Raw genomic sequence first — 21,587 nt, 5'->3', positions numbered from 1 at the left:
GTGTGAGCGATTTATTATCCCAAGACGAAATTGATGCGCTATTACACGGTGTTGATGAGGTCGAAGAGGAAGATATACACGACGGTGAAGACGGTGAGGGAAGTACGTTACAGTATGACTTCTCTTCGCAAGATCGCATCGTGCGTGGTCGCATGCCGACACTTGAAATTGTTAATGAGCGATTTGCGCGCCATATGCGAATTAGCCTTTTTAACATGATGCGCCGCACCGCTGAGGTGTCAATTAACGGCGTGCAAATGATCAAATTTGGTGAGTATATTCACACCTTATTTGTACCAACCAGTTTGAATATGGTGCGTTTTCGCCCACTAAAAGGCACTGGCCTAATTACCATGGAGGCGCGATTAGTCTTTATACTGGTAGATAATTTCTTTGGTGGCGATGGTCGTTATCATGCCAAAATTGAAGGGCGTGAATTTACCCCAACAGAGCGCCGTATCGTGCAAATGCTGCTAAAAATAATCTTTGAAGATTACAAAGAAGCATGGGCGCCGGTTATGGATGTGTCGTTTGAGTATCTCGATTCTGAGGTGAATCCCGCCATGGCTAACATTGTTAGCCCAACCGAAGTGGTGGTTATTAGCTCTTTTCATATTGAGCTTGATGGCGGCGGTGGTGACTTTCATATTGCGCTGCCTTACTCAATGCTCGAACCTATACGAGAGCTACTGGATGCAGGTGTTCAGTCTGATACTGAAGATACCGATTTACGTTGGAGCAAGGCACTTCGCGACGAAATAATGGATGTAGAAGTCGATTTGTCGACTCAGCTACTTGAAGTTGATTTAAGCTTAAAACAAATTATGGAGCTTAAGGCGGGGGATATCATTCCTGTTGAAATGCCAGAGCATATTACTGTGTTTGTTGAAGAGTTACCAACATTTAGAGCTAAAATGGGTCGCTCACGCGATAACGTTGCGCTACAAATTAGTGAAAAAATTAAACGCCCTGATTCAGTTAAATCTGAGCTGCATGTCTTTACTAAAGGCGGCAAAAAAATTGATTCAGATGCAGAATTAGCAGAACTAGAAGATGATTTACACCTTTCAAACGGTGTAGACTTAGACTGGTAATTGATTAAAAGGTTAAAAGTATGAGCGATGATCAAGATACGATGGACGAATGGGCAGCAGCACTTGCTGAGGCTGAGGGAACTGACGATGATAGTGCAGAGGTTAAAGTAACCGAGCTTGATGAGCTGGATGATTCAAAGCATGAGCTCAGCGGTGAAGAAAAACGTAAACTCGACACTATTTTAGATATTCCCGTTACTATTTCGATGGAAGTAGGGCGTTCTAAAATTAATATTCGTAACTTATTACAACTTAACCAAGGTTCAGTTGTTGAACTTGATAGGGTTGCTGGTGAGCCGCTAGATGTATTAGTTAACGGTACATTGATAGCACATGGTGAAGTAGTTGTGGTGAACGATAAGTTTGGTATTCGCTTAACGGATGTAATTAGTCAGGTTGAACGGATCAAAAAATTACGATGATAGCATTACTTGGTTTAAGCAATTCAGTGTTTGCAGCTACCGATGCTGCAACACCCACCACAGACATTATTTCAATGGTTATGTCGTTAGGTGTGGTGGTAGTGTTAATTTTAGTGTTGGCTTTTTTTGTTAAAAAGCTTAATCCAAATTTAACCAATAACGATGAATTCAAAGTGATCCGCAGTCTTCCTTTAGGCTCACGCGAGCGATTAATGGTAGTCGAGATAGATAATGCACAGCACCTATTAGGTGTAACTCCACATAGCATTAATTATTTACACAAGCTAGAAACTCCCCTGACAGAAAAAGAGTTACCAGAATTAGCTAAGCGTTTTGGCAAAATGTTGAATCCGCAACTTAATCAAAATAAAAAGAACTAATATCATGACTAAATGGCTGCTTTTCATATTTGCTATGGTATTCGTACCAGGAGTCAGTGCTGAAGGAATAGACGCGCTTACGATCACAAGTAATGCAGATGGCACGCAAGACTATTCAGTGACGCTACAAGTGTTAGCGATCATGACGGCTATGAGCTTTATTCCAGCAGCCATTATCATGATGACCTCGTTCACTCGAATTATTGTTGTTTTAGCTATTTTGCGCCAAGCGATTGGTTTACAACAAACGCCTTCTAATCAAGTATTACTAGGAATGTCGCTGTTTTTAAGTATTTTTATTATGGCGCCTATTTATGAGCAAATAAACGAACGTGCAATCGAACCGTACTTAAGTGAACAGGTAACATCACTAGAAGCACTCGATTTAGCTAAAGAGCCAATGAAAGCTTTTATGCTTTCTCAAGTACGATTAAAAGACTTAGAAACCTTTGCAAAAATAGCTGGGTACGATCAGCTTGATTCACCCGAAGCAACGCCATTGATAGTGCTTATTCCGGCGTTTGTGACCAGTGAGCTACAAACAGCCTTTATTATCGGTTTTATGTTCTTCATCCCCTTTTTGATTGTCGATTTGGTGGTTGCATCGGTGTTGATGGCCATGGGTATGATGATGCTATCCCCCATGATTGTATCGCTACCGTTTAAGATTATGTTGTTTGTATTGGTTGATGGTTGGAGCTTGGTGATGGGTACGCTCGCTAAAAGCTTTGGGTTGGGCACATAGTGGTGCTTTCTACTTTGAACCAATCACTCTAGGAGTCGCCCATGGAACCTGAAGTATTTGTTGATATTTTAAGTGGAGCCCTGTTTTTAGTGATTAAGCTGGTGTCTGCTATTGTGGTACCTGGTTTAATTATTGGTTTAGTAGTGGCAGTATTTCAGGCGGCAACCTCAATTAATGAACAAACACTGAGCTTTTTACCACGTCTATTAATTACTATTAGTGCGTTAATAGTGGGTGGACATTGGTTTACTCAAGAGCTGATGGATTTTTTTAATCGCTTAGTGCTTCTTATACCCGAAATAGCAGGTTAACGATGGAGTTCCCATTTTCCGTTGTTATTCAATGGTTAAGTGATTTTTTACTGCCCTTGGTGCGTATTAGCTCAATGATCATGATAATGGCGGGTATTGGCGCCAAAAACGTCCCTTCTCGAATTAAAATGGGCTTGGCTGTTGTAGTCACATTTTTAGTTGTGCCTGTTCTACCTCCAGCTACATTTACTAATTTATTTTCTTTTGAAATGGTTTTAGTGGTGCTACAACAAATGCTGATTGGCGTTGCGATTGGTTTTGCATCCACACTACTGCTCAATACATTTGTGTTAGCCGGGCAAATCCTTGCTATGCAAACTGGTTTAGGTTTTGCGTCTGTTGTTGACCCCTCAAATGGAATGAGTGTACCTGCTGTAGGGCAGTTCTACCTCATTTTAGCTACCTTGTTATTTTTTGTATTTAATGGCCATTTAATGATGATTCAAATGGTGGTACATAGTTTTCAGGTATTGCCAATTCATGGTAATTGGTGGGCGGTTGATCATTATTGGGACATAGTGACATGGGGTGGTTGGATGTTTACCACTGCACTAGTGCTTTCGTTAGCGCCATTAACGGCCATGCTTGTAATTAATATGTCATTTGGCATCATGACCCGTGCTGCCCCACAGTTAAATATCTTCTCTATAGGCTTTCCGTTTACCTTAGTGGCTGGGCTCGTTATTATTTGGGCTACCCTCGGTAACTTTATCACTCAGTTTGAGTTCCAATGGCTAAAAATGGTTGAGCTAATGTGTACTCTAGTTGGTTGTTCCCCTTAGGAGAGCGTAATGGCTGAAGATTCAGGACAAGAAAAAACCGAAGAACCCACGCCCAAAAAAGTTGATGATGCCAAAAAGAAAGGCCAAATAGCGCGCTCTAAAGAGCTAGGTACTATGTTTGTACTCATTTTTTCTGCTATTTCTTTATTAATGTACGGCCCTGAAATTGGTAAAGGCTTGTATCGAATTATGGGCAGAATGCTTAGTCTTAATCGCAATGAAACTTACGACACCACAAAAATGTTTGCGGTGTGGGGGGAGGTTGCTGACGTACTGTTATTTCCTATGTCGATGTTTGTACTTATTATTGTACTGGCTGCGTTTATTGGTAACACCATGCTTGGCGGCTTTAATTTTAGCTGGCAGGCAGCAGCGCCCAAAGCCAGTAAAATGTCGCCAATGAAAGGTTTTACTCGGATGTTTGGCCCGCAAGCGGCTATTGAGCTACTTAAGTCATTATTAAAGTTTGGCCTAGTGGCAACCTTCGCTATCTTTTTAATTAATGTTTATTTTGATGAAATATTACATTTGAGTATAGAAAGTGCGCCGGGCAATATCGTGCATGCTTTGGAAATATTAGCCTGGATGTTTTTAGGGTTATCTTGCACCTTAATTATTATTGCAGCTATTGATGCGCCATTTCAAAGTTATAGCCATAACAAACAGCTTAAAATGACGATGCAAGAAGTAAAAGATGAATATAAAAACTCTGAGGGTGATCCGCAAATCAAAGCGCGTATCAGGCAAACCCAACGTCAAATGTCGCAAAAGAGAATGATGCAGGATGTTCCTGATGCCGATGTTATTGTTACCAACCCTACTCATTACTCAGTGGCTTTAAAATACGACACAGAGCGAGCTGGAGCGCCTATTGTACTAGCAAAAGGCGTTGACGAACTCGCTATGCAAATTCGTAAAATTGCTTTGGGTAATGAAGTGCCCATTGTTGAGTCGCCTACCTTAACGCGAGCGCTTTATCATACCGCTGAAGTAGGGGATCAAATTCCCGATCAGCTCTTTACTGCAGTTGCTCAAGTGCTTGCCTATGTATTTCAGCTTAAACGGTTTAAAAAAGGCCGTGGAAAACGCCCTGTCGCGCTTAATAAAAAGCTGCCAATCCCTGATGAATTTAAGTATTAACCGCTAACCAACTAACTTGGAATAGTTATTGCAATTTCAGCGTAGTGTCAATTTTTTGAAATTGTAGAGTTATGGAATTTAAAGCGGTATTACAACAACTTAATAAAGATAAAAAAGAATATGCAAAAGGCGTTGGTACACCGCTTTTAGTCTTAGCTGCGCTTGGCATGGTTATATTACCACTGCCTCCATTTCTGCTTGATATATTATTTTCGTTTAATATCGCGCTCGCATTAGTTGTATTACTGGTCACCGTATATACCATGAAGCCGCTTGAGTTTGGCATGTTTCCAGCGGTGTTGTTAATCGCTACGATCATGCGTTTAGCACTTAACGTAGCCAGTACTCGGGTGGTACTTCTTGAGGGTCATAATGGTGGTGATGCCGCTGGTAAGGTAATTGAAGCATTTGGCTCGGTGGTGATTGGTGGTAACTACGCCGTGGGTTTAGTGGTGTTTCTGATTCTAATTATCATAAACTTTGTGGTAATTACCAAAGGTGCAGGGCGTATTTCTGAAGTGTCAGCACGCTTTACCCTTGATGCCATGCCGGGTAAGCAAATGGCGATTGATGCAGATATGAATGCTGGCTTTATTAGTGCAGAGCAAGCCAGAGAGCGTCGTGATGAAGTAACCCGTGAAGCCGACTTTTATGGTTCTATGGATGGTGCCAGTAAATTTGTAAAAGGCGATGCTATCGCGGGTATCGTCATTTTAGTGATCAATATTGTAGGTGGTTTATTTGTTGGCATGATCCAGCATGACTTGAGCTTTTCACGCGCTATGGAAGTGTACACACTATTGACCATTGGTGATGGCTTAGTCGCGCAATTACCTTCATTACTACTTTCAATTGGTACTGCGATTGTTGTAACGCGTCAAAATGAGTCGCACAATATGGGCGATCAGTTTAAGCAGCAGCTAGGAAACGAAAAATCATTATTTATTGCCTCTGGTATCCTCATTACTATGGGTTTAGTCCCAGGTATGCCGCATATTGCATTTTTAAGCTTAGGGGCGCTTTTAGGTTACCTTGCATACTACACCCAGCAAAACAAACTTAAATTGGCGGCTGCTGAGGCCGAAGAAGCTGAAAATGCAGCCTCAGGTACCGGGATTGCGGCTAAACAAGAACAAAAAGAACTGGGTTGGGATGATGTACAGCAAGTTGATGTTATTGGCTTAGAAGTAGGTTATCGATTAATTCCTTTGGTTGACCAATCACAAGGTGGTGAGCTGTTAAACCGCATTAAAGGGGTGCGTAAAAAACTATCTCAAGAGCTGGGCTTTTTAGTACCGCCTGTACATATTCGCGACAACCTTGAACTTGATCCAAATGCGTATCGCATCACTATGATGGGTGTATCAAGTGGTGAGGGAGAGCTTAAACACGGCGATGAATTAGCAATTAACCCAGGCCAAGTGTTTGGCCCGCTAAAAGGCATTGAAACTACAGACCCTGCATTTGGTTTAGATGCGGTATGGATAAAACCCGATCAAAAAGATGAAGCGCAATCTTTAGGTTATACCGTAGTTGATTCAGCAACCGTTGTGGCCACTCATATTAGCCAGTTACTCACCAATAGCGCCGCATTATTGCTTGGCCACGAAGAAGTACAAAACTTATTAGATATGTTAGGTAAAAGTCACCCTCGCTTAGTTGAAGGGCTAGTACCTGAGGTATTACCGCTAACCACCATCGTTAAAGTACTACAAAACTTATTAAATGAAGGGGTAGCAATACGAGATATGCGCTCAATTGTTCAAACCCTTGTTGAGTATGGCCCTCGTAGCCAAGACCCTGATGTATTAACGGCTGCAGTGAGAATATCGTTGCGTAGATTAATCGTTCAAGATGCTGTTGGTATGTCTTCTGAAATCCCTGTCATAACCTTGGCGCCTGAGTTGGAACAGATGTTGCATCAGTCACTTCAAAATGCAGGTGATGAAGGTGCCGGAATAGAACCAGGACTTGCTGATAGACTTCAAACATCATTGAATGAAGCGCATCAAAATCAAGAAATGGCCGGTGAACCTTCAATATTGCTAACGTCAGGAATGTTACGCACTGTGTTATCTCGATTTGTTAAATACACCATTCCAGGATTGCGAGTGATGTCTTATCAAGAGATACCAGATGAAAGACAGATCAAGATTGTCAGCTCTGTAGGCCAACAATAAGATTTTAAAGGGGTTTGAATTATGAAAATTAAACGTTTTTTTGCTAAAGACATGCGCACCGCACTAAAAGAAGTAAAAGAAGAGCTCGGTGTTGATGCGGTTATTATGTCAAATAAGAAACTAGCTAATGGCGTTGAAATTGTTGCTGCTGTTGATTACGACAAAGCCGCAGCAAAAGCGCCAGAGCAGCCTCAAAGCCAGCCAGCTGCAAGCGCTTCATTTGCACATACCCAGAGCTCACATAATTTTGTAAAACCAGAGCCACAACGTGCTCAACCTAAGCCACAAGCAAAGGTAGCTGATAGTTTACAAGCTTTATTAGAACGTCAATCTCCCCGTCCTCGTTCAGCAGAGCTTGCGTCAATGTTTTCACAATCAGGCATTGATACCTCTGGTCATTATCAAGAACAAGAAGCTGTGCAATCTCGACCTAAAAATATGTTTGAGCGTGAACCAAGCGCACCTGCACGTCCTCGTACTCAAGCTGATAGCTTGGGTTTTGATGATTTAGACAGTGGTTTTGACGATTTAGACTCACCGAGTGCACCTCGTCAGCAAACGATGCAAAACGAGTCGAGTGATATAAGCACTATGCGCGAAGAAATGAACGCAATTCGTCAATTACTAGAACATCAAGTATCAGGTTTAATGCAACAAGATATGGCACGTCGCGATCCAACTCGTGCATGTATGATTGACCGTTTAGTGGGTATGGGGATAGATAAAGAGGTTGCTGAGCAAATGGCATGCTTTGTACCCGACGATGTATCTCGCCAACAAGGTTGGAAAGCCTTATTGAATATGGTTGAAGATCAAATGCAAACCACTAACAACGAAATTCTTCGCCAAGGTGGTGTTTATGCACTAGTAGGCCCAACAGGGGTAGGTAAAACCACCACAGTTGCAAAATTAGCTGCATTAGGTGCGCAAAAATATGGTGCTGATAAAGTTGCACTTATTACTACTGATACCTACCGTATTGGTGCGTATGAGCAGCTAGCAACCTATGGTCGAATTATTGGCTGTGGCGTTAAACAAGTCAAAGATGCAAATGAATTAGCAGAAGTTTTATACCATTTACGAAATAAACGTCTAGTCTTAATTGATACAGCAGGAATGAGTCAGCGAGATTTACGTTTAACTGAGCAGCTTAATACCTTGATGCGTAATCAGCGTGTAGATATACGTAGTTATTTAGTATTAAGTGCTACAGCACAAATTAATGTATTACAAGAAACAGTAAGGCATTTTAAAAAAGTACAGCTTAGTGGATGTATTTTTACTAAGTTAGATGAGTCATTGAGTTTAGGTGAGATTATTAGTATTGCGATTCAAAATCGTCTCCCAATAGGGTATCTTACTAACGGTCAGCGAGTACCAGAAGATATTAGAGTGGCAAATGCCGAAAAACTAGTAAAAAAAGCTGAGCAATTGTATTTAAAAAGAATAAAAGCACAACAATCACGACACCAATCAGTGGCGTCGAGCACAGTAGAGATGTATGATTAACACAGTTTTAGATCAAGCAAGCGGCCTTCGCAAAATGAGCAACAATAATAATAACGGCGTAAAAGTTATCGCTGTCACCGGCGGCAAAGGTGGAGTAGGTAAAACAAACGTATCCCTTAATACGGCAATCGCGCTAGGCCAACAAGGCAAACGTGTGCTGGTTTTAGATGCTGATTTAGGGTTAGCTAATTGTGATGTTATGCTTGGACTGCGTGTAGAGCGCAATTTATCTCATGTCTTATCAGGTGAGTGTGAACTTGAAGATATTTTAGTTGAAGGCCCTGCAGGTATAAAAATAGTACCTGCAACATCGGGTTCGCAAAGTATGGTTGAGTTATCTCCTTCAGAGCACGCCGGACTTATTCGTGCATTTAGCGAGCTTAACACTGATTTTGATATTTTAATTGTTGATACCGCTGCGGGTATTTCTGACATGGTATTGAGCTTTTCTCGTGCCGCACAGGATGTGGTTGTGGTGGTATGTGATGAGCCAACATCAATTACCGATGCCTATGCGCTCATTAAAGTACTGAGCCGTGAGCACGGCGTATACAAATTTAAAATTGTTGCCAACATGGTGCGTAGCTTACGTGAAGGGCAGGAATTATTTGCTAAACTTTCAAAAGTAACCGACCGATTTTTAGATATATCAATGGAGCTTGTTGCAACAGTTCCTTATGATGAGAATATGCGCAAATCAACGCGTCGCCAAAAAGTGATAGTTGAAGTTTTTCCAGGATCTCCTGCTGCGATTGCTTTTAAAACACTGGCGACAAAAATTACTAAGTGGCCAACACCTAGTCAAGCCTCGGGTCATTTAGAGTTTTTTATTGAGAAGCTAGTTAGTAACTAATAATGACAATACCGGTGAATAGAGCTATGGGATATCAGTCAACACAGAGTTTAAATATGATTGTTGAAAAGCATGCCTCATTAGTCAAAAAAGTGGCATGCCATTTAATTGCTCGTTTACCGGCTAGTGTGCAACTAGATGATTTAATCCAATCAGGTATGATCGGATTAATAGAAGCTTCAAAAAATTTTGATGCAAGCAAAGGTGCGAGTTTTGAAACCTTTGCTGGAATTCGTATTCGTGGTGCAATGATAGATGAAATGCGTCGAGGTGATTGGGTTCCACGCTCGGTTCACAGAAAAAGCCGCTTAGTAGCAGAGACTATTGTTGCTCTTGAAAGTAGTTTAAACCGTGAACCCAAAGATAGTGAAGTTGCTGAAAAACTTGAAATTTCGTTAAATGAGTACCATCATATTTTAAACGATGTGAATGTAAGCAAAGTTTTAGGTATTGAAGACCTTGGTATTGACGATGATGTGATTACACCGCATGGTCAAGATTTAGCACTAGACAAACCTTTCAATAATGTTAAAAATGAACGGTTTAATGAGTCTTTACTCAATGCGATAAAGTCGTTACCGGAAAAAGATGCAATGGTGCTTTCTTTGTACTATAACGATGAAATGAATTTAAAAGAAATTGGGCATATACTCGATGTAAGTGAGTCGCGTGTAAGTCAGATACATGGTCAGGCGATGATTAAGCTTAAAGCAAAAATCAATGACTGGATAAACTAGAAGTAAGTAAATAAAGGTTCAGGCCTCACTGGAGGATGTTTTGGATAAAAACATTAAAATTCTTGTTGTTGATGATTTTTCGACGATGAGACGTATTATTAAAAACCTGTTGCGCGATTTAGGTTTTACCAATGTTCAAGAAGCAGATGACGGGTCAACTGCTTTACCTATGTTACAAAATCAAGCGTTTGATTTTGTTGTAACAGATTGGAATATGCCAGGCATGCAAGGTATTGATCTTTTGAGGGCAATTCGAGCTGATGAAAAATTAAAGCATATTCCTGTTTTAATGGTGACAGCAGAAGCTAAAAAAGAACAAATAATTGCTGCTGCCCAAGCTGGCGTTAATGGTTACATTGTTAAACCATTTACTGCAGGTACATTGAAAACTAAATTAGAAAAAGTGTTCGAACGCTTAGGTTAATGAGAGGGAGAGGCTTATGTCAGCACCTGCTGCGCCTCAGATTACTTTAGAACAAGCTCGCCAGTTAGTGGTTTTTTTAGAAAATGGTGAGCAAGATAAAGCGAATCAGTTAATTTTAGAAACAGCTTCACAAGAGCAATCACAGCTATTTGCTGAGGTGGGTAAGTTAACGCGTCAACTGCACGAAGCTTTAAAGAGTTTCGAGTTAGACACGCGCTTAACAGATATTACCACTGATGCCATCCCTGACGCTAAAAAACGCCTTAACTACGTCATGGAAATGACAGAAAACGCAGCCAATAAAACAATGGATGCGGTTGAAGCAAGCTTACCATTAGCACAAGAAATTGCTGACGAAATAGCTGACATCAAGCCAACGTGGGATCGCTTAATGAACCGCGAAATAGAGCTTGGTGAGTTTAAGTCACTTTGCCATAGTATTGATAAGTTTATGAACAGCTCTCATCATAAAACTGATGAGTTGCAAATGTTGATGACTAATGTATTGATGGCTCAAGACTATCAAGATTTAACTGGTCAGGTTATTCGTCGTGTTATTGAACTTGTGCGTGAAGTTGAAGAAAGCTTAATCCACTTGTTAACTGCATTTGCAGCACAAGGTGAAGTTGAGCCAGCACAACTGACCGAACAACCAGAAGAAACAGAAGATTCCATTGTTGCACAAACACTAGCAGGCCCAGAAGGGCCTATTATTGATAAAGAATCGCGTAATGATGTTGTATCTGATCAAGATGAAGTTGATGATCTATTATCAAGTTTGGGCTTCTAATAGGAGAGTACTGCATGAGCTTTGAAGTCGATGAAGATATTTTACAAGACTTTTTAGTAGAGGCCGGAGAAATCCTTGAGCTTTTATCTGAACAGTTAGTAGAACTGGAAAACAACCCAGATGATACTGAACTACTAAACGCAATATTTCGTGGTTTCCACACTGTAAAAGGTGGCGCCGGCTTTTTGGCAATGACAGAGCTTGTTGATGCATGTCATGGTGCTGAAAACGTGTTTGATTTATTGCGCCAAGGTGTAAGAACAGTTAACTCTGAATTAATGGATGTAATTTTACAAGCACTCGACACCATTAATGAAATGTTTGCCACAATTAAAAATCGTGACCAACCAGAACCTGCTGATCCAGAGTTACTTGCAGTCCTTCATAAACTTGGACAACCACCGACGGCAGAAGAGCTTGCTGGCGATTCTGTAGTTGAAGACACAGCCCCTGTTGAAACTCCCTCGGTAGAACCTGAACCTGTAGCTGAGCAGCCAAGCAATGATGCGGAAGAAGATCCGTTTGCTTTTGATGAATTATTTAGCGGCCCAGATAGCAGTAGCTCAGACTCTCAGATTGATGAAATAACTGAAGATGAATTCGAAAGCTTACTTGATGAGTTACATGGTAAAGGTCAAGCTCCACAAGAAGAACAGTCCTCATCAAGTGATAATGATGTCAGTGGCGATATAACTGACGATGAATTTGATAGCTTATTAGATGAGCTTCATGGTGTTGGTAGTTTTGGCGAAGTTACTCAAAGCGCCCCAAGTACACCACAGCAAGCACCATCGGCTCCTGTGGCTTCACAAAATAACGACTCAAGCGCGAGCGATGATGAAATAAGTGACGATGAATTTGAAGCTTTGCTAGATGAATTACATGGCAAAGGTGCACCTAAATCGTTAGAAACATCGGCTCCAGAAAGTAAACCTGAGCCAGTAGCCGCAAATAAGCCTGCTGCGCCAAAACCTGAGCCAAAACCTGAGCCTAAACCGGTACCAAAAGCAGAGCCTGCAAAGCCGGCACCTTCTCCACAGCCAGCTAAGACAGCGCCGCCTAAAAAAGCAGCGCCTCCACCGGCGGAGACAACAGTACGTGTTGATACCAAACGTTTAGACCAAATAATGAACATGGTTGGTGAATTGGTACTTGTGCGAAATCGTTTGGTAAGCTTGGCAACAAACTCTGACAGCGAGGCTATGGGTAAAGCTATTTCTAATTTAGATGTAGTGACTGCTGATATCCAAGGTGCGGTAATGCAAACACGAATGCAGCCAATTAAAAAAGTGTTTGGCCGTTTCCCCCGTGTAGTACGAGATTTAGCACGAACGCTGCAAAAAGATATTAATTTATTACTTGTTGGTGAAGACACCGATTTAGATAAAAATTTAGTGGAAGCATTGGCAGATCCACTCGTGCATTTAGTGCGCAACTCAGTGGATCATGGTATAGAAATGCCAGATGTTCGTGAAGCATCGGGTAAACCTAGAACCGGTACTGTTACTTTATCAGCGTCTCAGCAAGGCGACCATATCCTGCTTACCATCCAAGATGATGGTGCCGGTATGGATGCTGAAAAGCTTAAAAAGATTGCGATTAGTAAAGGGGTGCTTGATCACGATCAAGCGAGTCGCCTTTCTGATACTGAAGCGTATAACCTTATTTTTGCACCTGGTTTTTCAACTAAAGAAGAGATCTCAGATATTTCTGGCCGTGGCGTTGGTATGGATGTGGTTAAAACAAAAATCACTCAACTCAATGGCTCAGTAAATATTAAATCAGAGATGGGCGTAGGTACTACTTTAGAGATTAAAGTACCGCTGACACTGGCAATACTGCCTACCTTAATGGTAGTGGTAGGCGAACAAACCTTTGCGTTGCCGCTGGCGGGTGTAAGTGAAATATTCCATTTAGATTTAACAAAAACCAATGTGGTTGATGGTCAGCTTACTATAATTGTTCGTAAAAAATCGATTCCGTTATTCTACCTTGAACATTGGCTCATCAAAGGGGCCGATAGAGGTCAGCGAAAAGCACAAGGTCATGTGGTTATTGTACAAATAGGAACTCAAAAAGTGGGTTTCGTTGTTGACTCGCTTATTGGTCAAGAGGAAGTGGTAATTAAGCCTTTAGACGCATTACTTCAAGGTACGCCTGGTATGGCAGGTGCAACAATCACCTCTGATGGTGGCATTGCACTGATATTAGATGTACCAAGTATGTTAAAGCATTACGCTGGATAATTAAAAGTAGGCATATATTTTATGCCTACCCATTCATTGAATAAGAGAGCGAAATGGCTGTTAAAGTTTTAGTAGTTGATGATTCAAGCTTTTTTCGCCGCAGAGTGAGTGAAATTCTTGAACAAGACAGCGGCATTGAAGTTATAGGTTTCGCTGTAAATGGTCGAGAAGCTGTCGATAAAACAGCTCAATTACGACCTGACGTGATCACCATGGATGTTGAAATGCCGGTGCTTGATGGTATTAGCGCGGTCAAAGAGATCATGGCGAGTAACCCAACTCCTATTTTAATGTTCTCCTCGTTAACACGCGCAGGCGCATCTGCCACCTTAGATGCACTTGATGCCGGCGCGATGGACTTTTTACCGAAAAAGTTTGAAGATATTGCTCGTAATAACGACGACGCAATAAAGCTATTACAAAATAAAGTTAAAGAAATAGGCCGCCAGCGAATTGGTAGAATTACCAGAGCGCCTGCTGCTCCAAGTATTAAACCAGCGCCAAGCACTTCTGAGCGCTTTGCTAATAAGCCTATAGTGCAACCTGATCGTAGCTTTAAAAGCGCAAACCCAACGCCTTCTAGTAGCGCATCAACACGTGCTAGTGGTAAGCAATATCAATTAATTGCTATTGGCACATCAACAGGTGGCCCGGTTGCACTACAAACTATATTGACTCAGTTACCTGCTAATTTTCCACACCCAATACTACTCATACAACACATGCCAGCAGCATTTACACCTGCGTTTGCAACCCGATTAGATAGCTTGTGTAAAATTAAAGTAAAAGAAGCACAGCAAGGCGATAGACTGCAACCAGGCTGTGCTTATTTAGCGCCAGGCGGTCAGCAAATGATGGTAGAAGGGCGAGGTTCAAACAGAACATTACGCGTATTTGAAGATAAAAATGAACGAGTTAGCTATAAGCCTAGTGTGGATATTACCTTTGCTAGTGTAGCAAAAGCGTATCAAGGCGATGTACTTGCCATTATTTTGACTGGTATGGGCGCAGATGGTCGTGACGGTGCTCGCATGCTTAAACAAACTGGCGCTACAATTTGGGCTCAAGATGAGAAAAGTTGTGTTGTATATGGTATGCCGCAAGCAGTAGCTAGTGCTGGGTTAGCAAATGAAAGCATAGGCCTTCATGATGTGGCGGTGCGCTTAAAAAGAGAGGTTGGCTTTGGATAAGCTTTCTATTTTAGGGTTATTGGTTGCATTAGGTGCTATTGCAATCGGTTATTCTTTAGAGGGAGGTGTGGTATCTGCGCTGTTTAATGGGCCAGCACTAATTATTGTATTAGGTGGCACATTGGGGGCGGTGATGCTGCAAACATCAGCCAATACTTTTAAGAAGATGCTCAGTATTACTCATTGGGTTTTTGTTACTGATGACCACAATATTGAAGATGCCATTGAGCAAGTCAAGCGCTGGTCGCACAAAGCTCGCCAAGAAGGCTACTTAGCGCTAGAAAACGAAGCGCTTACTCACTCTGATCCCTATGCCACTAAAGGACTGAGTTTATTAGTCGATGGTTGCTCAGATCAAAAGCTTCGCGATACCCTTGAAATAGATTTATTACTCGAACGAGAACGATTGCTTGAAGCTAGCCGTGTATATGAAGCGATGGGAGGCTACAGCCCAACTATTGGTATTTTAGGTGCTGTGCTTGGATTGATTCAAGCTATGTCGTTTATTAATGATCCTGAGCAATTAGGAACGGGCATTGCCACGGCATTTATTGCTACTATATATGGTGTAGGTTTAGCTAATTTACTATTTTTGCCCATGGCCAACAAATTAAAGCAACGTGTTGAGCAAAAAATGCTTTACCATGAAATGCTAGCTGAAGGCGTTATTGCCATTAGCCAAGGTGAAAGCCCTATTAATATAGAATTAAAGCTTGAAGCTTACCGCGTCGAACGTCCTATTCTACAGGCTCATTAGCGGTTATGTTGCGCCGTCGCTTACGTCATCAAAACACTAAAAGCCAACACACTGAGCGTTGGCTAGTTTCTTATGCAGATTACATGACCATTATGTTCGCATTTTTTGTTGTATTGTATGCCATTGCAATAAACAAAGAAGACAATATACAAGTACTATCTGATTCCCTGGAGCATGTTTTTGATAAGTCAGCGAAACAATTTTCTCAGCAAGGTAAAGGGGTTAACGGCGACGCTTTGTTGCTTGAAAGAGTGACTCCAGAGGCTGAGGTTTTATATGGCGAAAGTATTCAAAAACAAGAACAAGGACCGGTATTGCTCGATGGTCAAAGTGACAATAGTAATATCAGCCAACGTCACTTAGGCAAGCCACTCGATAGTTTATTAGTTAAGCTACAATCGTCACTTATTGATGAAATACGAAGTGGCGAGGCAAGTTTAGAGCTCAGTCAAGATTGGTTGGTTATTGAGCTTAATTCAGGGCTGTTGTTTGCCAGTGGAAGTGCTGTTGCGCATAATCAAGCCAAAGAAGTTGTAAAAAAGATTGAAGCAATAATTGCACCTGTCGATAACTATATAAGAGTGCGAGGATACACAGATAACGAAACCATTCGCAATGAAATATTTCGCTCTAATTGGGAGTTGTCGGTGGCACGTGCAACATCAATATTAGTTGAATTAGAGCGCTTAGGTATTCAATCTGCGCGCATGGCAATTGAGGGATATGGCCAATACTCACCTTTTGCAGATAATGATACCGAAGCTGGGCGCGCTGAAAACCGCAAAGTGGTGATTGCGCTTTCTAAATACGGCTTGGTTTCAGAGTCATCGAATGAGGTTACTGAGCAGCAAGTTTCTGAAGCAGCTAAACCAACTGAAGTTGAGCTGCCTACTCAAGACGATACAATAAAAATAATTCGCTTAGAGCATGGTGGCATTCGTGTTACCACGCGTAATGAACAGTAATTAGGATGTAATGTGAAAATCTGGACAGTAGCCAATCAAAAAGGAGGGGTAGGCAAAACCACTACAGCGGTTAGCCTTGCTGGGATCCTTGCGCTTCAAGGCAAGCGAGTTTTACTGATTGACACCGATCCACATGCATCATTAACTTATTACTTTGGTATTGATTCTGAAGATTTAGAGGTCAGTGTTTACGATATTTTTACTCGCGGATCGAGCATGAAAAGCGAAGAAATATTACAAGCATTATGTCCCTCAACCATAGAAAACCTTGATATTTTACCTGCCACCATGGCAATTGCTACACTTGACCGTAGCATGGGTAATAAAACGGGGATGGGCCTGATTTTAAAAAAAACATTGGCTAAAATTAGCGAGTATTACGATTACGCAATTCTAGATTGTCCGCCCGTTCTAGGGGTGCTTATGGTCAATGCCCTAGCAGCTTGTGAAAGAGTGTTGGTGCCAGTACAAACTGAGTTCTTAGCGCTCAAGGGGCTTGATAGAATGATGCGGACTATGGAGTTAATGCAAACCTCGCAAGCGAAAAGCTATGAATATACTATAATTCCAACTATGTATGATAAGCGTACCAAAGCGTCACTTGAGGCCTATAAAACATTACAAGATACGTATAAAGAAAAAGTATGGCCAGGTGTTATTCCTGTTGATACTAAATTTAGAGATGCGAGTTTAGCGCAAAAAGTGCCTATTGATTTTTGCCCTAATGCGCGTGGAGTCTATGCTTATAAAGCATTGCTTGAATATTTAATAAAACAAGGTTAATAAATGAGTAAGCAATTATTTGCTAATGAAAAAGTAGTCACTCAGTATTTAGGGGCGTTATTATCTGATGACGCACCAGCGAAAGACCTTGAGCCTGTTGCTAAATTGCTTGAGCAGGTAGCTTATGAAGAGCAAAAAGAGCAATCACTGCAGGTTGAGCCTGTAGTCGAGCCGGTTGTTGAAGTTGAAAAGCTCAATGAGCAGGTAACAAATGTAGAAATAGAATCTCACCAAGCGCAGCAGCTTGAAACTGAACATGATGTAGCACTCGGTAATGAAGCTGAATACTTTGATGGTGAATTTCAGGCATTATTTTTTGAAGTAGCAGGACTCACTTTAGCCGTGCCATTAAAAGCGTTAGGCGGTATACATGAGCTTGGCGAAGTGAATCATTTATTTGGTAAACCTAAGTGGTTTAAAGGTGTCATGATCAATCGAGAAGAAAAGCTCAATGTTGTTGATACCGCGCGCTGGGTTATGCCCGAAAAATACGATGAACAGTTAGAAGCGTCTTTAAATTATCAATATCTAATCACTTTAGGTGATAGCCAGTGGGGTTTATTAGCAGAAAAACTAATAAATAACATTACATTGAGTAAAGAAGATGTAAAATGGCGTACAAATAACAGTAAGCGCCCATGGCTTGCTGGAGTAATTAAAGAAAAAATGTGTGCTTTAATAGATGTTAATAATTTAAATGCACTATTAGAGAAAGGCTTAGATAGCCGTCACAAGTAATGACCATTACGAGGTAAGAGCATGAGTGAAGATAAATTACTGTCAGCTAAAAAAAATGCAGATAATAATGATGAAATTTTGCAGTGGGTTACATTTAAGTTAGAAGATGAAACCTATGGCGTGAATGTAATGCAAGTGCAAGAAATACTGCGTTACACCGAAATTGCTCCTGTTCCAGGTGCGCCTTCTTATGTAATTGGTATTATTAACTTACGTGGTAATGTTGTTACCGTTATTGATACTCGCTCTCGCTTTGGTTTACCTGATATTGAAGCGACCGACAATTCACGTATTTTGATTATTGAAGCTGAAGAGCAAGTGATTGGTATTTTAGCCGATAGCGTTTCTGAGGTTGTGTACTTACGTAGCTCTGAAATTGACAGTGCGCCAAACGTAGGTACTGAAGAAAGTGCCAAATTTATTCAAGGTGTATGCAACCGCGATAATGAGCTGCTTATTCTAGTTGATTTAAACAAGCTACTTAGTGATGACGAATGGGATGAGTTAAGCGATATATAAGCTTCTCTACATAAAATTATGTTATTACTTGGTATTGCAATTGCGGGTTTGGCATTTGGGCTATTCTCGCTGCTGTTAATTGTGATGTTTAAAAAGCGTTATGCGAATGAGCTTGGCGCACAATTACAGCAATTTAAAGATTCATCAGAGCAGATTAATATTTTACGTAGCGAAGTTTCTGAGTTACGAACTGGGTTAATGAGTATTGGTAAACGAGTGCTTGAGGTAGAACAACAAAACCAAGAGCTGATACAGCAACAAGCAGCTCAAAAATACGATGACCCTGATGCTAAAATATACTCTCGAGCAGTAAAAATGGTTGAGCTAGGTGCTGATTTAGATGAGGTTATTCGCGAGTGTGAATTACCCCGCGCCGAAGCAGAACTGTTATTTTCTTTACACAAACAAAAAGGCGCTTAGCGCTTTTTTTGTTTTTATCATATTGGCTCATGCTTTTATATTGAGCTTTCCTTGAAAGTCCTGCCATCCGGGCGGGAATTTCCCTCTTACCACATATGAAAAAGCAATCAGTTCAGCAATAACAAAGTAAAGCTCTTTAGGGATCTCTTCGCCAAGCTCTAATTTCGAAAGTGTATTTGCAAGTGCTTCATCCTGATGGATTAAAATACCTTTATCTTTAGCTAGGGCAATAATTTCATCCGCCAATTCTCCAAACCCTTTAGCGCTTACGGTGGGTGAATTACCCGTTTCGTAGAGCAGTCCAATTGCTGAATTGTTTTTAAATGAATCCGTCATGGCTAAACCTTAATATTTATAATGGCATGGGATTGGTAAAATGCTTGATGGTTGTCATCTGCGCGTTTCAAATTAAGATCGCCGACTTGTAAGCCCTGTTTTGCTAGTTTTGAGCGTAAATTATCAAGGTGTGGATGAGCCAACGCGCTCACAGCTTGAGTGGACGCTAATAACTGACAATCTAATGCTTTGTCCATCAACTCTGCGGTTATTTGCAGCTTACCTAGTTCAGCATAATCAAAATTTAATCTTACAAACCACACGTTTTTATCCGCTAATTTGTCATTGTTTGGCTTTTTATATTGTCCTAACGATATTTCTGTTTGTGCCGCCTCTGGTGGCAGTTTCATAGGCAATAAAAACTGCACTAAGGAGTTAGTGTCAGGCTGCTGGCTCAAAACGGGAGCTTGCACTTGGCTTAAGGTGTTTTTAATTTGTGTTAATTCACCTGCTAATGCTTGCACTTGTGGTTGCTGTAACTGTTCTAATAACTTATTGGTATTATTACCGGTCTTGAAGCTTGGTAATAAAACCTGAAGTAGGGCCTCTAAACCGCTTTGATTATTAATGCTAACGGCAGTTGGGTTTTGGTTAATAATCGGTGCAGCTAAAATGCTTAATGAAAGTTGTTCTACACCTCGATTAAACGAGCTCTGCAAAGTGTCACTGGTTAGTTGTGTCGGCTTTATAGTGCTGAGTATTTCACGTTGTATGGTGGTCGGGTGTAAATTACTTTCTGACAACATACGGTTAAAAGCTTGATTAACCAAGCGGTTTAAGTCAGTACCCTGATCTGCCGCCTTAGTTACGATAGTGTTTAGTTGGCTGCTTAGAACGTGTTTGCTTGCTTCTTTTTGCTCTATTGGAGCGGTTGCGGTTTGCTTTAAAACGGTTGCTAATAATAGCTTTTCCAGCGGTTGTAAATGATTAACGGCTGCTAAGGATCGATTAGCTGTTTGTGCTGATTGGGTAACAACAGGGTGCAAGTCTACGGATGTTGATAACGTCCGCTGTTGCCATAAAGAGATACTGGTTTTTAGCTGCTGGGTTAGTTGCACTAAAGGGGGGGCAGTTCCTAAAGGGCTCTTTAATTGCGTAATGTCTATTTTTTGCGTTGGTGAGAGCCATTTTTGTTGTTCATTAACAACAATATTTGGTTTTTGATATGCATTTAATGTAGTGGTAAATGGCTTGCTTTCAAAATGTTTTACTGCATCTAAAATACGCGTTTTAAAATCAGCAAAACTGCTTTTTAGCCATGATTGAATTGGACTATTAACGGTACTAAGTGGATGAGACTTAATTTTTTGCGAATCGAGAGCAACTTGCGGTTGCTGTGACAGCATCTCATTAAATGGTTTGCTAAATGAGTTTTTAAGCTCCACGGTTATATTTTGATAAGCTGTTTTAATTAATAGTTTATCTGCTTGGCTGCTAATAGTTACCTTAGTCGGCGTTGTAGGTAGTTCAGATAACTGTTGATGGCTTAAGCTAATATTTAACGAGCTTTTTGCGGTATTTGGAGTTAGTACCGCAAACTTGGGCATAGCATGAAGCTGAGCATGACCTAAATTGTTAGCAACTAATTGTGTTAGTTTTGCCTGGCTTAAAGGTTGAGAATGTACAATGTCAGCAAAACGATTAATGATATTTAGCCGTGTACCTTTGCCATCAGTCTCAATTATGCCTTTTAATAAGGGTTCTTCGGCCAGTAATTGCGCTATTTGTTTATTAATGGCGATGCTGGCATTAAATTTTTCAATCACCAGTTTTGGCGTTGGCTTTAAAGTAACTTGTATCGATAGCGGGTTGTTTTGAATATCACTTTGAGTGTTTATAAAGTTTAAAAACCGCTGTAACTGTTCTGGTTGTTTAATTGATAAGGTACTGTTGTTAGGAATAATGGTTAAGCTTTTACCATCTGTACTTAGCTGTATGTTAGCGCTTGCTATTTTTTCAACATTTGTCGGTGCATCATTAACAGTGAGCCGAATTGTTTGCCAATGCTTATTCATAAATACATCAAGCGTCACTGAATCTTTAGAAAACTGAATGTTTTTTGCTGCTAGTACTTCAGGCGGCAGTATTGGTAACGCAGTTTTACCCGAATCGGTTGTTTGATTACTAACCTGTGGGTTAGTCACTGTAATGTGCGTTGGTGTATTCATTATTTTATATCAAGTTTTCTGTATTTTAAGTAAATCGATTCTAAAGCAATATTCGTATTACCCTATCATTATGGTAGACTTACCGCTAATTTTTGGCA

Annotated in this window: 23 protein-coding genes; 21 read left to right on the top strand and 2 right to left on the bottom strand. The window is 40.9% G+C overall.

What is annotated here, in order from left to right:
• Positions 1 to 2: 2 nt before the first annotated feature.
• The 21 genes from fliM (at position 3) to ACNSN2_RS10480 (ending at position 18,985) form a co-directional block, all read left to right on the top strand.
• Positions 3 to 1,094, top strand: coding sequence for a flagellar motor switch protein FliM (gene fliM, locus ACNSN2_RS10580; protein ID WP_010387912.1), 1,092 nt, complete (start codon positions 3 to 5; stop codon positions 1,092 to 1,094).
• A 20-nt stretch (positions 1,095 to 1,114) separates the two neighbouring features.
• On the top strand, positions 1,115 to 1,516 hold the full coding sequence (gene fliN / locus ACNSN2_RS10575) for a flagellar motor switch protein FliN (RefSeq protein ID WP_010387913.1): 402 nt from the start codon (positions 1,115 to 1,117) through the stop codon (positions 1,514 to 1,516).
• Complete coding sequence (gene fliO / locus ACNSN2_RS10570; protein ID WP_010387917.1) at positions 1,513 to 1,896, top strand: flagellar biosynthetic protein FliO; 384 nt, start codon at positions 1,513 to 1,515, stop codon at positions 1,894 to 1,896. Before fliN ends, fliO begins: the two co-directional genes overlap by 4 nt.
• A 4-nt stretch (positions 1,897 to 1,900) precedes the next feature.
• Positions 1,901 to 2,641 (top strand): flagellar type III secretion system pore protein FliP, encoded by a 741-nt coding sequence (gene fliP, locus ACNSN2_RS10565; protein ID WP_010387920.1) that lies wholly within the window; start codon positions 1,901 to 1,903, stop codon positions 2,639 to 2,641.
• Positions 2,642 to 2,682: 41 nt separating this feature from the next.
• Complete coding sequence (locus tag ACNSN2_RS10560; RefSeq protein WP_010387922.1) at positions 2,683 to 2,952, top strand: flagellar biosynthetic protein FliQ; 270 nt, start codon at positions 2,683 to 2,685, stop codon at positions 2,950 to 2,952.
• 2 nt (positions 2,953 to 2,954) lie between these two features.
• Positions 2,955 to 3,734 carry a flagellar biosynthetic protein FliR gene (gene fliR / locus ACNSN2_RS10555; protein WP_418607291.1) on the top strand — a complete coding sequence of 260 codons (780 nt, stop codon included), beginning with the start codon at positions 2,955 to 2,957 and terminating at the stop codon, positions 3,732 to 3,734.
• Positions 3,735 to 3,743: 9 nt separating this feature from the next.
• Positions 3,744 to 4,874, top strand: a complete 1,131-nt coding sequence (flhB, locus tag ACNSN2_RS10550; protein ID WP_010387924.1) for a flagellar biosynthesis protein FlhB — start codon at positions 3,744 to 3,746, stop codon at positions 4,872 to 4,874.
• 71 nt (positions 4,875 to 4,945) lie between these two features.
• Positions 4,946 to 7,054 carry a flagellar biosynthesis protein FlhA gene (gene flhA, locus ACNSN2_RS10545; protein ID WP_010387925.1) on the top strand — a complete coding sequence of 703 codons (2,109 nt, stop codon included), beginning with the start codon at positions 4,946 to 4,948 and terminating at the stop codon, positions 7,052 to 7,054.
• A 21-nt stretch (positions 7,055 to 7,075) separates the two neighbouring features.
• Positions 7,076 to 8,563 carry a flagellar biosynthesis protein FlhF gene (gene flhF / locus ACNSN2_RS10540; protein ID WP_418607289.1) on the top strand — a complete coding sequence of 496 codons (1,488 nt, stop codon included), beginning with the start codon at positions 7,076 to 7,078 and terminating at the stop codon, positions 8,561 to 8,563.
• Entirely contained in the window at positions 8,556 to 9,416 is an 861-nt protein-coding gene (locus ACNSN2_RS10535) for a MinD/ParA family ATP-binding protein (RefSeq protein ID WP_054201715.1), read from the top strand. Before flhF ends, ACNSN2_RS10535 begins: the two co-directional genes overlap by 8 nt.
• Before the next feature lie 26 nt (positions 9,417 to 9,442).
• Positions 9,443 to 10,153, top strand: a complete 711-nt coding sequence (locus ACNSN2_RS10530) for an RNA polymerase sigma factor FliA (RefSeq protein WP_054201714.1) — start codon at positions 9,443 to 9,445, stop codon at positions 10,151 to 10,153.
• A gap of 40 nt (positions 10,154 to 10,193) precedes the next feature.
• Complete coding sequence (cheY, locus tag ACNSN2_RS10525) at positions 10,194 to 10,577, top strand: chemotaxis response regulator CheY (RefSeq protein WP_008112210.1); 384 nt, start codon at positions 10,194 to 10,196, stop codon at positions 10,575 to 10,577.
• A 16-nt stretch (positions 10,578 to 10,593) separates the two neighbouring features.
• Positions 10,594 to 11,367 carry a protein phosphatase CheZ gene (locus ACNSN2_RS10520; RefSeq protein ID WP_054201713.1) on the top strand — a complete coding sequence of 258 codons (774 nt, stop codon included), beginning with the start codon at positions 10,594 to 10,596 and terminating at the stop codon, positions 11,365 to 11,367.
• 14 nt (positions 11,368 to 11,381) lie between these two features.
• Complete coding sequence (locus tag ACNSN2_RS10515) at positions 11,382 to 13,613, top strand: chemotaxis protein CheA (protein ID WP_418607287.1); 2,232 nt, start codon at positions 11,382 to 11,384, stop codon at positions 13,611 to 13,613.
• A 53-nt stretch (positions 13,614 to 13,666) separates the two neighbouring features.
• On the top strand, positions 13,667 to 14,803 hold the full coding sequence (locus ACNSN2_RS10510) for a protein-glutamate methylesterase/protein-glutamine glutaminase (RefSeq protein ID WP_054201711.1): 1,137 nt from the start codon (positions 13,667 to 13,669) through the stop codon (positions 14,801 to 14,803).
• Complete coding sequence (locus ACNSN2_RS10505) at positions 14,796 to 15,560, top strand: flagellar motor protein (protein ID WP_054201710.1); 765 nt, start codon at positions 14,796 to 14,798, stop codon at positions 15,558 to 15,560. Before ACNSN2_RS10510 ends, ACNSN2_RS10505 begins: the two co-directional genes overlap by 8 nt.
• 5 nt (positions 15,561 to 15,565) lie before the next feature.
• Entirely contained in the window at positions 15,566 to 16,525 is a 960-nt protein-coding gene (locus tag ACNSN2_RS10500) for a flagellar motor protein MotB (protein WP_418607284.1), read from the top strand.
• 12 nt (positions 16,526 to 16,537) lie between these two features.
• On the top strand, positions 16,538 to 17,308 hold the full coding sequence (locus tag ACNSN2_RS10495) for a ParA family protein (protein WP_055013038.1): 771 nt from the start codon (positions 16,538 to 16,540) through the stop codon (positions 17,306 to 17,308).
• Positions 17,309 to 17,311: 3 nt separating this feature from the next.
• On the top strand, positions 17,312 to 18,046 hold the full coding sequence (locus tag ACNSN2_RS10490) for a CheW domain-containing protein (protein ID WP_335674671.1): 735 nt from the start codon (positions 17,312 to 17,314) through the stop codon (positions 18,044 to 18,046).
• A 21-nt stretch (positions 18,047 to 18,067) separates the two neighbouring features.
• Entirely contained in the window at positions 18,068 to 18,565 is a 498-nt protein-coding gene (locus ACNSN2_RS10485; protein ID WP_008112225.1) for a chemotaxis protein CheW, read from the top strand.
• Positions 18,566 to 18,583: 18 nt separating this feature from the next.
• Positions 18,584 to 18,985: a DUF2802 domain-containing protein gene (locus ACNSN2_RS10480; RefSeq protein WP_054201706.1), complete on the top strand. Its 402-nt coding sequence runs from the start codon at positions 18,584 to 18,586 to the stop codon at positions 18,983 to 18,985.
• A 27-nt stretch (positions 18,986 to 19,012) separates the two neighbouring features.
• Here ACNSN2_RS10480 and ACNSN2_RS10475 read toward each other — a convergent pair whose 3' ends face one another.
• Together ACNSN2_RS10475 and ACNSN2_RS10470 are read right to left on the bottom strand one after the other, a co-directional pair.
• Entirely contained in the window at positions 19,013 to 19,321 is a 309-nt protein-coding gene (locus ACNSN2_RS10475; RefSeq protein ID WP_054201705.1) for an EscU/YscU/HrcU family type III secretion system export apparatus switch protein, read from the bottom strand.
• Between the two features lie 2 nt (positions 19,322 to 19,323).
• Positions 19,324 to 21,489 (bottom strand): flagellar hook-length control protein FliK, encoded by a 2,166-nt coding sequence (locus tag ACNSN2_RS10470; protein WP_418607281.1) that lies wholly within the window; start codon positions 21,487 to 21,489, stop codon positions 19,324 to 19,326.
• Between the last annotated feature and the right edge of the window lie 98 nt (positions 21,490 to 21,587).

The sequence above is a fragment of the Pseudoalteromonas sp. US3C1013 genome (genome assembly GCF_048401115.1).
Taxonomy (GTDB): Bacteria; Pseudomonadota; Gammaproteobacteria; order Enterobacterales; family Alteromonadaceae; genus Pseudoalteromonas; species Pseudoalteromonas undina.
The sequence above is the reverse complement of the archived record's forward strand: the minus strand, read 5'-3'. Positions and strand labels throughout refer to the sequence as shown.